Genomic DNA, 13,060 nt, shown 5'->3' with positions numbered 1-13,060 from the left:
AATGGATGTGGTCCTACAATCACGAACGCCCAAATATGGCACTGGGCGGCTTCACCCCCAAACAGCGGCTAGCCATGGCTGCATAGCGTTCCTACTTCTGGCAATCGCTAAGAATGGGGGGATTACCGGCCCGCTACACGCGGGCCTTTTTCTTCTGGCCTCGCAGGTCACATGCTGAGTGGCACCTGGTTCAGGTGCTCAATAGGACGGCACCGGAGCGAATTATCATCCCCTCTTGCATATTTTTCGTAGCGTGCTACGATTTCGTTCATCAAGCGGATGGAGTTCATTGTGAGCTACAACAACCGAGGGTTCCAGTCTACACGCGAGCGTCGCGTATCGATGTCCAACCATGCGGATAAGCGTGCGCGGCAGCGCGGTATCGATAAGACCGCTCTGCCGCTGCTGTTGGCCTACGGTCAACGGGAGTTCGACGGCAGGGGAGGCATCCGCTATTTGATGACTTCAGATTCGCTTGACGCACTCAGTCGGGCGGTTGGCCGCACGAAGCAGGTGGAGGCGCTGGCCGGGGTCTACGCCGTAGTCAGCCCAGAGGACCAGACCGTCATTACGATGGGCCACCGTCACAACTGAGGGTAAATAGAAACACGATGGTACGAACCGAGTCGCCCGCCACACGGGCTTACTGGCAACTGGCTGACCTTGCACGGCTTGATGGGGCCAGCGATGCCCAACTGTTCGCACTGACTTGGCTGGCTGCCGGCCGAATGGTCACGTTGCGGCAAGCTCGTGGACTTTCCACAGTTGACCAGCTCACAGAGTTGCAGGCCTGGAGGGAGTTGCTGGAGGCCGGGTTTCCGCGGGAAGGGTACGACCTCGTTGCGGCCCAGCGGGCTTCTGCGGTCGCTCATGATGTCGGTCGGCGTGCCGCTGCTGCAGCTATTGCCTCCGAGTTGGAAGCGGAACTCGGGCCGCATCGTTGGGATGTCCTTCCATGCATTACCGATTCGCCTGGTCGCCGCGGCGAAGCCGAAGGTACCGTGGTGTCCGAGTTGGCCTCGCTGCTGATGGACATGGTCGGCGCACCACCAGACAGTGAAGTCTGGATTCCGTTCGACCTCAAAGGACAGTTGACCGTCGAAGCCCTGCGCCGCGGATGGCGTGTGCATGCGGCCTCGCCATTGGCGTCTTGGCCGTTGGTCCGTCAACTCCTGTTGACGATTGAGACAGGGCAGCCTCATCCACCGTCAGTTCGGACCGAAGTTGAACGTGACGCTGTGGGCCGTCCCGTTGGGCGTGCGGACTATGCGCTTGTGATGCCACCCTTCGGCCTGCACGTCAAGGACAGTCGCATGCCGATGTGGGACATCACTGAAACCCGTGCCCATGAACAATTCGCCCGCAGCGAGTCCTGGGCCCTCTTTGAATTCGCAAACCGCATCAACAAGCGGGCTGTATTTGTGACGCCCCAAGGGGTTTTGTTCGCAAAAGGGCAGGAACAGCGTCTGCGCGAATATCTGCTGAACCGGGGTAATGAAAGCACCGAGGTCCAGGCCGTTATCACGCTACCACCAGGTGTGTTTGGTGCCATGGGCATCGCTGGTGCTATCACCGTAATGGACGTTGCCGGTGAGCCCGGCACTATCTATATGGCTGACCTGGGCAGTGGTCGACGCTCGCTTCAGGAGGCCGGAGACATTGTCTCTGCAGGCCGCGAGGTGGCCCTTGGACAGTCGCAGGCCGACAAGGCTCGGCTCGTGACCCGCGATGAGATTGAAGCAAACGAGTTCAGCTTCGCTCCATCGCGCTACCTACGGCGCGTTGCAGACCTGGGTGAGGATGCCGTCAAGCTTGGCGACATCTGTGAAGCCGTGAGGCCGCCCGTTGCCTCCAAGGAGGCAACTCCCTTCGAGGTTGCGGAGGTGGGATTGCCAGACCTGCACCAATGGCACCCCATCAACCACGGCATCGAGAAGACCGTCTACCTGAAATCGGCGCCGAAAGACGCAACGCTGGTACAGCCGGGGGACATCGTGATGTCTATCAAGGGCTCAGTCGGGCGAGTTGCCCTGATGGGCGCGGCTGCGCAGCACCGGCCGACGGTAGTGTCTCAGAGCTGCCTTGTGCTACGCCTGGACCCGAAGTGGCACGAAAAAAATCTGTCGCCGGAGGTCCTTGTTATGTACCTGCGCTCCCCTCATGGTCAGGCACAGCTTGACGGTCTCCAGGTCGGTGCAGGCGTGCAGCATATCAGCCCAGGGACGTTGATGAGTGCGGTCATGGTGCCACTGCCATCCGCGCAGACCTACGTAGAAATCCGGCAAGACTACGACCAGCTTTGCCACCTCGAACACCAGGTCGCCAGCCTCGGCGGAGAAATGGCAGACATCTCGCAGCGACGCTGGCCAGAGACGCTCCAATAAACCGCTGCTCCGTTTCACTGGCTGCCCCAATAACATTGTATGAACAACCGAAAAACCACATGGCTCAACTGACTCTCGACACGCTGGAAAGCTGGCTCTGGGAATCCGCCAATATTCTGCGCGGCTCCATCGATTCGTCCGACTTCAAGAACTACATTTTCGGACTCTTGTTCCTCAAGCGCTTCAACGATGTGTTTGAAGAACGCGTCAGCCAATTGATGGCCGACGAAGGCTTGAGCCAAGCAGAGGCCGATGCAGAAATTTGCGAAGACCAGGGCGCCTTCCCGCCAACGGCGCGCTGGGGCTGGCTCATTACCCGTACCGAAAATATTGGGGAAGCGTTGGACAAGGCGTTCCACGACATCGAATCCGGCGTGAAGGGCACCGACCTGCAGCATGTGCTCACCGCCACCCAGTACGGCGATAAGCGTGTGCTGTCTGACCACACGCTGCAACGCCTGCTGCGCCACTTCAACCTGTACAAGCTGGGCAATGCCGACCTCTATAAGGCCGACATGCTGGGCGATGCCTACGAATATCTCATCAAGCAGTTTGCCGACGACGCCGGCAAGAAGGGCGGCGAGTTCTACACGCCCAAGGGTGTCGTGCAGTTGGTGGTGGGGCTGCTTGACCCGCAGCCCGGCATGAGCGTGTACGACCCCACATGCGGCAGCGGTGGCATGCTGGTTGAAAGTGCTCACCACATCGCCGAGTTGCCGGGCGGCACTCTCATGGGCAAGCCCAATGCGTTGCTCTATGGCCAGGAAAAGAACCTGGGCACCTGGGCTATCGCCAAGCTTAACCTGTACCTCCACAACATGCGGGCCGAGATTGAGCGCGGCGACACGCTGGTCGAGCCCAAGCACCTGAATGGCGACTACTTGAAAACCTTCGACAGGGTGATTGCCAACCCGCCGTTCTCGGCCAAGGCGTGGTGGGCGCCGCTGGAACTCGCCGCCGAAGCTGAGCAGGAGGGAGAGAAGAAAACCAAGGCGCCAAACTACAAGCAGGTCAGCGACCCGTATGGCCGATTTGGCTACGGCGTTCCGCCGCGCGGCTATGCCGATTTGGCTTTTGCCCAGCACATGCTCGCCAGCTTGAAGGCCGATGGCCGCATGGGGGTCATCTTGCCGCATGGCGTGCTGTTCCGCAGCGGCGAAGAAGGCAAGATTCGTGAGGGGTTGCTATTCGGCACCGACGCGGCCAGCGGCAGCCAGCCAGGCGACCTTATCGAAGCCGTTATCGGCTTGCCACCTGCGCTGTTTTACAACACGCCAATCCCAGCGTGCGTGCTGGTGCTAAATAAGCGGAAACCCATCGGGCTACAGGGCAAGGTCATCATTATCGACGCGAGCGCCGACTTTGGCGACGATAAGGTGCAGAATCGCCTTAGACCTGAAGACATTCGTCGTATCTCCAGCGCACACAAGAATGCATTCGAACATCAGACTGAAGTCCAGAGCTATTGTCGAGTGGTGACGCTTGACGAAATACGCAAGAACGACGGCAATCTCAACATCGCCCGTTATATCGAAAATGGCAAGGTAGAAGAGACTGTCGATGTGGCAGCGACCTGGGCACAACTGGCGAAGCTGGCGCAGGAAGAAACTCTCATTGATGCGCAGTTGGAAGAGTATTTGGCTGAGCTTGCGGTTGAAGGGGACAGCAAGTGAAGTCTACTACTAACAGTAAAGCGAACGTTGTGTGTCAATACCCAAAGGAATGGAAGCTTCGTCGCCTGGGCGACTTTGGGGATTCATACTCCGGGCTGTCAGGAAAGTCGAAGGAAGACTTCGGCGATGGGTACACCTATGTTCCGTACAAAAACGTCTTTCTTAACGCGTTCGTGTCAGAGAATTTTCTCGAGCGGGTCGCGATAGAGCCTGGGGAAACCCAGAGTCAGGTGGAGAAGGGAGACATACTCTTCACGATTTCCTCCGAAACGCCGGAGGAGGTCGGGATGTCGTCAGTGGTCGCGCACAAGCCAGCGGAGGAGCTTTACCTCAATAGCTTCTGTTTTGGGTTTCGACCGAGAGAATTGTGTCTCGACATTGCCTACTCGGGCTATGCATTTCGGTCCGAATATATGCGAAGGAGAATTACGTTCCTGGCTCAAGGGTCGACGCGCTATAACATCTCAAAGAAAAAGGTGCTCGACATTAAGCTACCTGTGCCTCCGCTGCAAGAGCAAAGGGGAATCGCTGAGATACTCATGACGGTGGATTCCAAGCTGAATTTGATTTCCCGTCAAATCGAAGTCGCACAAATTCTAAAGCGCGGTTTGATACAAAAATTGTTTAGCAGAGGTGCGGTCGACAATGATATGCATGGCGAGTGGACGCCCAGGAATCTTTCATTGACCCCCCCTGGTGTTCTGCCGAACGGATGGCAAGTCGTTCGATTGGGGGACATCGCACCGCTTGTCAGGCGGCCCGTCGATGTACACTCGGAGGGAATATATCCCGAGCTCGGCTTGCGCTCTTATGGGAAAGGCACATTTCACAAGCCTGCATTGCGAGGGCAAGAGGTTGGAAACAAGCGCCTTTTCGAAATCAAAGAGGGTGACCTGCTTTTCTCTAATGTGTTCGCTTGGGAGGGCGCAGTGGCCGTGGCGCGGGAAGAGGATGACGGTCGTTTTGGCTCCCATAGATACATAACGTGTGTAGTTGATAAGTCCCGCGCAAGAGTGGATTATCTCTTTAGATTCCTGACCACTTCCGCTGGTTTGGCGCTACTTGAGCTTGCGTCCCCTGGTGGGGCAGGCAGAAACAAGACTCTCGGTTTGAGTGCCCTTGCAAATATCCCTATTCCGCTTCCGCCGCTTGCACAGCAGAAGAAGGTTTCACTCATGCTGAATGAGGTGGATAAGAAGACCGCTTCGCTATTAGCTAGACGTGCTCAATGTGAGGCACTTAAACAAGGACTGATGCAAAAGCTGCTGACCGGAGAATGGCGCGTCAAGGCGGCCGTCGCAGAAGTAGCTGCCTGAACGCCGCACTGGACAAGTACTTGGAAGGGTAACGCCAATGGCCAACGCCGAAAAGAATGGGGTCGAAGTTCCTGCTATCGAATGGCTGGTCAGGTTGGGTTACACCCACCTGCCGGGCGGCAAGGTTGTGGTCGAACATCGGCACTTGGCCCCGTTGCTGGAAAATGTCCTCAAGCCCAGGCTACTGGCGCTGAATCCATGGCTGGAATCCGCACCCGGCGGTGTGGATGCCGCCCTCATCGAACTGCGCAAACGGGTCACCGACGAGCTGCTGCCAGCCAACAAGGCGTTCTGGGAGCAGGTGGTGCACCGCTCCGACATCCAGGTCAAGGATGCCGAGGGTAAACCGCGCAGCGTGCGTTTCTTTGACGCCGGCACCGCGGCCAACAACGACTTCCACGTGGTGGACCAGTACGTGGGTCGCAATGCCGACGACGATGTGTTCCGCCCAGACCTGCTGCTTTTCGTCAACGGCCTGCCCATGGCCATCATCGAGTGCAAGGCCAGCCACCACCGGCTGGATGAAGCCCTCGCACAATTGGACGGCTACCGCGCGACCTTCCCGACTCAGTTTGTGTTCAATCAGGTCAGCGTAGGGTTGAATGGCCGGCAAGGTTTGTATGGCGCTATCTTCACGCCCCCGGCGTTCTACGCGCACTACCGGCTGCAAGAGGCCGAGCGTGCCGAGGTGGCGGCTTTGCTGGGGGATGAGCCGAGCGAACAAGACGAGTTGCTGTGGGCGCTGTTCGAGCCGGCGCGCTTTCTCGAGCTCATTACCCATTACGTGCTGTTCGAAACCCGCGATGGCAAGACCGTCAAGAAGCTGCCGCGTTACCAGCAGTGGCGAGCCGTGCGCAAAACGGTGCAGCGCCTGACCGCGCCCAAGCCACTCGGCGGTGTGGTGTGGCATACGCAGGGCAGCGGCAAGTCGCTCACCATGGCGTTGCTGGCTCGCCTGCTGCGTGCCGAAAGCACGGGCCTGGACAACCCGACAGTGCTCGTGCTGACCGACCGGCGCGACCTCGACAAGCAAATCTTCGACACCTTCCACGCGGTGGGCATCAAGGCCATCCAGGCGGTGTCCGTCGATGGTCTGGTCAAGATGTTGTCGAACGACTATGGCAGCGTGTTCACGAGTACGGTGCAGAAGTTCCAGGAGAAGGACGATGCGGAGGCCGAGGTTGATGCTTCGGCAGAACCCTCGCCGGATGAGGATGACACCCTTCTGGCGACGCGTCACCAGCGTGTGCGTGACGGCAAGGATTTTTTCATGGTCGAAGAGCGCAACGCCAACTACGACCAGTACGACGCAGATGGGGTGTTGCTATCGCCCAAATGGGAAGAGTTCGGCCGCGAGAAGGTGAACTTCCGTGTGCTGAGCACCAAGCCCAACTTCTATGTGCTGGTGGACGAGGCGCACCGTAGTCAGTACGACTTCCTGGCTGCCTTTATGCGGGCCAGTCTGCCGAATGCCAAGTTCATCGCTTTTACTGGTACGCCGCTGCTGAACGATGACAAACACACTCTGGCTGAATTTGGCGGAGGGGAATACATCGACGAGTACCGGCTGCACGAGGCCGTGGCCGATGGGGCCACGCTGCCCATCAAGTACCAGGACGCCTGGGTGGCGCTGGCGCCCGATGTCAATCTCGACCAGGCGTTTAAAGACCAATTCGTCAATGAGCCCGAGGCTCGCCAGCACGCTCTGAAAAAAGAACTGCTCACGCGCTGGCGGCAGGCCGGTGACCGCATGGAAAAGGTGACTCACCATCTGGTCGAGCACTTTCTGGACAACGTGCAGGCCAAGGGCCTCAAAGGCATGCTGGTGTGCGACGGGCGAGAGATGGCTGTGCGCTACAAAGACCTGCTCGATGCCACCATGAACGAGCGCCAAAAGCAGGGGCTCCCCACTTTTGAGAGCCGGGTGGTGGTGTCCCTGGCCAACATCACGGCTTCGCGCACCGGTGCTTCTGAGACAGAAGCCGCTGCCGAGAAGGGTGTCGGCGCGGACAAGGTGCGCACCATTGAAGAGCGCGTGCGCGATGAAATCAAGGCCGGCAAGGTGCCGGTCGCGATGCCGCCAGAGCAGATTGCCAACTTCGTCAGCAAGCTGTTTCCGCTGCCCTATGGCGATGAAGCCAAGGGCAAGGACGGCAAGGTACACGCCAATAACATCGGGCTCATCATCGTGTCCGACATGCTGCTCACTGGCTGGGATGCGCCGATTGTCGGCACCATGTACTTGGACAAGCCGCTCAAGGAACATACCCTGCTGCAAGCCATCGCACGCGTGAACCGCACCATGGCAGGCAAGAACGCGGGCTACATCGTGGACTATCACGGCGTGGTGGAGCATCTAGACCACGCCCTCAAAATCTACGGCGGCGAGGTCAAGCCCGCCCAGGTATGGGAGGGCGTCGAGAGCGAGTTGCCCAAACTGCAAGCGACGCTGGAGCGTATTCTCAAGCTCCTGCCGCGCAAGCATGACCCTGTCAGCCAGCGTGAGGACTACAAGGCCGACGCCGAAGTCTTCCTCGACCCGGCAGCCCGGCTGGATAAGGTGGAAGACTTTCTGGAACTGGTCAAACAGTTCAACCGTAGCATCGACATCATCCTGCCGGACGTGCGCGGGGTGCCGTTCAAACCGTATTTCACGCTGTTTGCGGAAATCCGTCTGATGCTGAGGGACAAACTGCCCGGCACAGCATATCGGGAGCGCATCACCAAACTCGAATCGGTGCTCCTGCAGCAGTTGCTGGATGAATACATCAACGCCAGCCCAGCCAAGAGCCTGCTCGGCAAAGAGGTGTCGATTCTTGATGCCTCGGACATGGACCGGCTCAAAAAACTGGCCAGCCCCGGCAGCCGGGCGCTGGTGATGAAAAACCAGCTGAAACACACCATCGAGACGGGGCGCGACAAGGACCCTGTGTTCTTCGACAAGCTGGCGGAGGAGTTGGAAAAGCTGCTTGAAGAAGAAAAGGCCGGCCGCATTACCCAGGCCAAGTTCCTGGAGCAGTTGGACCTGTTCGGTCAGCGCATTAAAGAGAAAGACAACACCGGCTTTTCCAGCCCGGCCCATTCCGCCGCGTTCCACTACCTGGAATCGCACCTGTCGAGCGACGTGGCCCGGGGCGTTACGACCAAGCTGTTCGAAGATGAGGAGCTTAGCCACACAATGGCCTCTGGCAATTGGAAGGCCATGCCAGACCTGCACCCCGACATCAAGAAGCGCATCAGTAGCCTATTGGTGCCGCTGGCAGGCTGGCAGCGGGCCGTAGCGCGAGACCACGCTGGCAACTTGCTGACCATTTTTCTGAAGAACTGAGCCATGCCGCGCTTGCAGTACGGAGAGACCACTATCGAGTGGCAGTTTCAGCCAGATGCAGGGCTGAAGCGCCACTATTTGACGGTCGAACGTGGCCACCCCGTTCTATTGCGCGGGCCGTGGGTAGAAGTGCTGGAGCAGGAGGCACTGGTACGGCGGCGCGCCAGGTGGATTCGAGAGAAGCTGGCGCTGGTCAACAAGCCTCAGTCTGAAGACGCCATCGTGACCGGCAGCCGGCTCAAGTATTGCGGGCGCAGCTACTTCACGGAGGTCCGGCACGCGCCCGCTCTGACTACACCACGGCTGGCCTTTACCGCGTCACGCTTCGTGGTGGAGTGCCCGTGGGGGAGCGCCATCACTCCGGAAGCTGTGGCGCCGCTGTTGGAGAGCTTCTACCGCGAGCGCGCGGAAGAAAAACTGCTGTCACGAGTTCGCCATTGGGAGCGCGAAACAGGGTTGAAAGCTGCGGGAGCCCGCGTCCGGCATTTTCAAAGCCGATGGGCGAGTTGTGACGCGGCGAACGTCCTGCAGTTTCACCCCAGGGTGATGGAACTGGCCGGCAGCGTGCAGGACTACGTCATCGTCCACGAGCTTTGCCACACCGTCGAGAAGAACCACACCAGAGTCTTCTGGAACCTGGTTGCCCAGGTCATGCCCGGGTGGCGGCGAGAGCATGAGGCGCTGGAGAGGGCGGTGTTTGGAGATGCGGTCTAACTTATGAACTCATCTATGTTTGACGAGCCACGCGAAAATGAATTCACTCAAGGCACGGTCTTCTCATGCGCTTACGCAGAGGACTACCCCGATTCCTCGGTCTATGGTCTCGTAATCACGGCGCGATGTGATGCCGCCCAGGACAAGGCTCCCATCTTCAGCTACATCCCCGTGGTGCCCCTTCACGACTGGGTATTGTGTGACGGAGCGAACAATGCCATGGACCGCATAGACGCGGATTGCCATAACACTCTGAAGAACTACCTCAAGGACGCGTCTCTTTCGGAGTCGCTTCTGGAAACCAAGGCGGTAGATGAAATATATGACGCGCACTTTAAGGCGAAGGAAAGTGAGCGTGCCTGGACTGCTCGCTGCTCGAAGATTCGGGCGACCATAGAGAATTATGCTAAGAATCAGCGGCTGAGGACGTCTCATGATTCAAAGGAAGAGCGCAGGCTCCATTTGATAGAAAATTCTGGAAAAGTCGATGGCGTCGTCAAAGAGCTATCCGGGAATCGGCTTAGTGGTTTCTATTTTTTGCGAGAAATGCCATCGCTCGACGGCGATAAGGCGAACTATGTGGCTTTACTGCGCGAGATTCATCACATACCAACAAATCTCGCGCGCGAGATTGTCGACGGTCTAGCAAAAGAAGCATGGGTGGCTCGGCAGCAAAACAGTTTGCGATGCCCTCGATTCGTTGGTGACAGCGACCTCGCAGCCCCAGTGGCCAAGTTGAAGTCACCGTGGATTGAACATCTTATGCAAAATTTCACCATGCTCTTTGCGAGAATTGGGGTTGCTGACAACGACTATGCCTCGGTGAGGAAGTCTCTTGCGTCAATCGGTCTGGGGTAAACATGAAATTCATCTATTTTGACGAAGGTGCCTGTTCTGAAATCACCTCCGAGCGATTTTTCCAGTCGCCCGAGTTCGAGCTAGGAAAACTGCTTGTCTCGGTGCTGCGTGGCACTGCGCCAAAAGCACAGCTTACCTTCCGCTGCGTTGCACTGTCAGCGTCCGATGGTGTTTTCGTTTTGACTCCAGGAAAGGGACTGCAGAACTACTTGGTAATCGACTTAGAAGAAGCCGCGGAGCTCCTGCGATTAGACGATAGCGGGCTTATTCTTACGCTACAGAAGACCTTTCGCTTTGCGACAAAATATTGGGCTGGCCTGAAACCAAGTGCCAATGAGCGTGTACTCTCCAATAACAAGGCCATCATCTTTCCGTACCCAATTGGAATGCAGACGGCACTTCGTGTCTCCCTTGACCGGAACCCCGACGAAAAGCGGCGAGCAAAGCGTGAATCGCAAAAGGCTCTCTTGCTTTACAAGTTTGGTGATACCGAAGGTGGTGGAGTAACCGAGGCATCTCGGCTGACGAACTTCAGAAAAGCGTGGGATGGCCGCGACGAAGCGTACGTCTTGGCCGCTAAGCAAATTCCGGTGGCGACTGGAGCGAACAGAAACGGCTCGAGTTCTTTGGTCGTAACTGAGCTGCAAGATTCAAGTTCTCCACGCATCGTTGCGGCTGGCCTGGAAGGCTGGTCGAAGGTGCTGACTACTTCGCAGCTAGCGTTCGTCGACTCGCCCTTGACGGTACCTCATCGAATCGAGGGACCTGCTGGTACCGGTAAGACGCTTTGCCTTGTACTGAAGGCCTTGAAAACAGTCCAAGATGCGGAGGGAGTGGGTGAACCACACCGAGCACTCTTCATCGCGCACAGCGAGCCAACTCGCCGCGCAATTGAGAACCTCTTTGCCATCAATGGTGGCGAGGAGTATATGGAGGCAGAGCTTGAGCTGCTGGCCAAAGCGCAATCAATCAAGGTAATGACCCTGCAGGAGCTCTGCGCGAATCTACTAAAGCGCGAAATTTCCGAGTCAGAGCTGGTGGACCGAGACGCCTACGAGTCAAAGCTTGTCCAGCGGCTCTATGCCATTGAGGGCGTCGAATGTGCCCTTCGCGATGAGTACCAGTCTCACGTCCCCTTTCTGTCTGAGCCATTCAAGAAGTTCCTGGCGGAAACTGAGCACTGGGCAATCGCGGAAATGCTCCAGCATGAAATAAGTGTCCAGATAAAGGGCCGTGCGGACCAAGACCTCAGCAAGTACAAGAAGCTGGAGAAGTTGAAGATGGGGCTGCCGGTAGAGAATGAAGGCGACAAGACCTTCGTATTCTTGATGTACCAAAAGTACCAGAACGAGCTGGAGGTGTCCGCCCAGTTTGACACCGATGATGTCGTGCTCAGTGCAACGTCTCAACTCAACACCCCGATTTGGCGTCGACGCCGTGCGCGCGAAGGATTCGATTCCATCTTTATTGATGAGACTCACCTGTTCAACGTCAACGAACTTTCTGTCTTTCACAGGTTGACGAAGCGCGAGCTTCATCAGCCAATTGCGTACTCCGTTGACCGTTCCCAGGCACTCGGGGACCGGGGGTGGACCGACCTCGCATTCGAAGCGGCCTTCGACCCATCCGGTACTCTCGGCCATTCCGACCCAACTCGCATCCGCTCGGTTTTCCGCTGCTCCCCGGAGATTGTGGACCTTGCCTTTTCGGTGACGTCGAGCGGTGCAACGCTGTTCACGAATTTTCACAATCCGCTAACGGCATCTGTGAGCGCCTTTACAGCGGAAGAGGAGCGGAAGTCAAGAAAACCTGCTTACTTGGACTTCCCGTCTGACGAAAACATGCTTGAGGCTGCTTTTGAGCGTGCCGATGCACTCGCCCGCGACATGAGCACGCAAAAAGCGGACGTAGCTATCATCGTCTTCGGAGATGAGCTCTTTGCTCGCTCACAAGAGTTTGCGAAGGCCAGCCGCAAACCGGTTGAGGTTGTTAAGAGCCGCGGGGACCTTGAAGCAGTCAACAGGGCAAAAAACTCGGGACGCTTTGTCTTGACGGCACCTGAGTTTGTCGGTGGCCTCGAGTTTGCCGGCGTTGTGCTGGTAGGTGTTGACGGCGGACGCGTACCGCCAAAGGGGGCGGGTCTGGATTTCGAGCCCAGCCAGAACTTCCTGAACTACGCAGCGCATCAACGTCTGTATGTGGCAATCACCCGTGCGAGGTTTCGAGTTGAAATACTGGGAAACACAGCGCGCGGGGTGAGCGACATCTTGAAGAGTGGTGTCGCTGCTGGACTGCTCAGTTTCGGGATGTCTGAATCATAGATTTAGAGAGCCAAGCGATACGGTCCGGCATTCAAGGAATGCTGGCGCTTGGCAACTAATAAGCAATTTCTGGCCCCGCACCTCTTGGGTCGGTGCCCATGGCCATAGAAAATGCCATCGCGATTTGTCAATTGATGGGGCGAAATTCCGTGGTGTTGATGACCATTAGGTTTTCCACCGCCGCGCGAGCGTCAGCAGCCGTTTGCTGACGGCCTCTCTGTTTCCAAGCCAGGTCTTGAACGGCGGCGGCAGCGCGACGTCTGGGTACGTGATTCTCTGGATGTAGAGCAAGATGGCGCTCGGCGTGTAGCCGACACCATAATATCTTTCGCTCCCTTCTGACCTGCCCGGATTTTTCACACCAACGGGATTTGGAGTCTAGCCTCGTTGATTGACCTACTTGCCACCGTCATGGCGGCTTGCCGCGGAGTCAGATATCCCAGACTGGAGTGGGGCCTGACTGTGT

At 57.5% G+C, this 13,060-nt stretch carries 8 protein-coding genes; all 8 read left to right on the top strand.

Translation table 11 applies throughout. The annotated features are described in order from the left end of the window. The first annotated feature begins 291 nt into the window (after window positions 1-291). From AC6LJ9_RS28575 to AC6LJ9_RS28540, 8 genes are read left to right on the top strand one after another with little or no spacing between them, the layout of a single operon-like run. Window positions 292-594, top strand: coding sequence for a hypothetical protein (locus tag AC6LJ9_RS28575; RefSeq protein WP_498150178.1), 303 nt, complete (start codon window positions 292-294; stop codon window positions 592-594). Window positions 595-611: 17 nt separating this feature from the next. Continuing rightward, the gene (locus AC6LJ9_RS28570) at window positions 612-2,384 is read left to right on the top strand and encodes an N-6 DNA methylase (RefSeq protein WP_498150177.1); all 1,773 of its coding nucleotides are present in this window, start codon (window positions 612-614) and stop codon (window positions 2,382-2,384) included. 59 nt (window positions 2,385-2,443) lie between these two features. Beyond that, window positions 2,444-4,057 carry a type I restriction-modification system subunit M gene (locus tag AC6LJ9_RS28565; RefSeq protein WP_498150176.1) on the top strand — a complete coding sequence of 538 codons (1,614 nt, stop codon included), beginning with the start codon at window positions 2,444-2,446 and terminating at the stop codon, window positions 4,055-4,057. Further along, window positions 4,054-5,373, top strand: a complete 1,320-nt coding sequence (locus tag AC6LJ9_RS28560) for a restriction endonuclease subunit S (RefSeq protein WP_498150175.1) — start codon at window positions 4,054-4,056, stop codon at window positions 5,371-5,373. Before AC6LJ9_RS28565 ends, AC6LJ9_RS28560 begins: the two co-directional genes overlap by 4 nt. Window positions 5,374-5,410: 37 nt before the next feature. Further along, on the top strand, window positions 5,411-8,701 hold the full coding sequence (locus AC6LJ9_RS28555) for a type I restriction endonuclease subunit R (RefSeq protein WP_498150174.1): 3,291 nt from the start codon (window positions 5,411-5,413) through the stop codon (window positions 8,699-8,701). A 3-nt stretch (window positions 8,702-8,704) separates the two neighbouring features. After that, complete coding sequence (locus tag AC6LJ9_RS28550; protein ID WP_498150173.1) at window positions 8,705-9,415, top strand: YgjP family zinc-dependent metalloprotease; 711 nt, start codon at window positions 8,705-8,707, stop codon at window positions 9,413-9,415. 15 nt (window positions 9,416-9,430) lie between these two features. Further along, entirely contained in the window at window positions 9,431-10,273 is an 843-nt protein-coding gene (locus AC6LJ9_RS28545) for a hypothetical protein (RefSeq protein WP_498150172.1), read from the top strand. A gap of 2 nt (window positions 10,274-10,275) precedes the next feature. Next, entirely contained in the window at window positions 10,276-12,594 is a 2,319-nt protein-coding gene (locus tag AC6LJ9_RS28540) for a UvrD-helicase domain-containing protein (protein ID WP_498150171.1), read from the top strand. Window positions 12,595-13,060: the final 466 nt, after the last annotated feature.

It is taken from the genome of Achromobacter sp. 1011811831, from assembly GCF_059760905.1.
The sequence above is the reverse complement of the archived record's forward strand: the minus strand, read 5'-3'. Positions and strand labels throughout refer to the sequence as shown.

What these genes read in the sequence shown, in the direction of transcription:
- AC6LJ9_RS28545 (WP_498150172.1), top strand. Translation starts at nt 9,431, where the DNA reads ATGTTTGACGAGCCACGCGAAAATGAATTCACTCAAGGCACGGTCTTC.
- AC6LJ9_RS28550 (WP_498150173.1), top strand. Translation starts at nt 8,705, where the DNA reads ATGCCGCGCTTGCAGTACGGAGAGACCACTATCGAGTGGCAGTTTCAG.
- AC6LJ9_RS28555 (WP_498150174.1), top strand. Translation starts at nt 5,411, where the DNA reads ATGGCCAACGCCGAAAAGAATGGGGTCGAAGTTCCTGCTATCGAATGG.
- AC6LJ9_RS28565 (WP_498150176.1), top strand. Translation starts at nt 2,444, where the DNA reads ATGGCTCAACTGACTCTCGACACGCTGGAAAGCTGGCTCTGGGAATCC.
- AC6LJ9_RS28540 (WP_498150171.1), top strand. Translation starts at nt 10,276, where the DNA reads ATGAAATTCATCTATTTTGACGAAGGTGCCTGTTCTGAAATCACCTCC.
- AC6LJ9_RS28570 (WP_498150177.1), top strand. Translation starts at nt 612, where the DNA reads ATGGTACGAACCGAGTCGCCCGCCACACGGGCTTACTGGCAACTGGCT.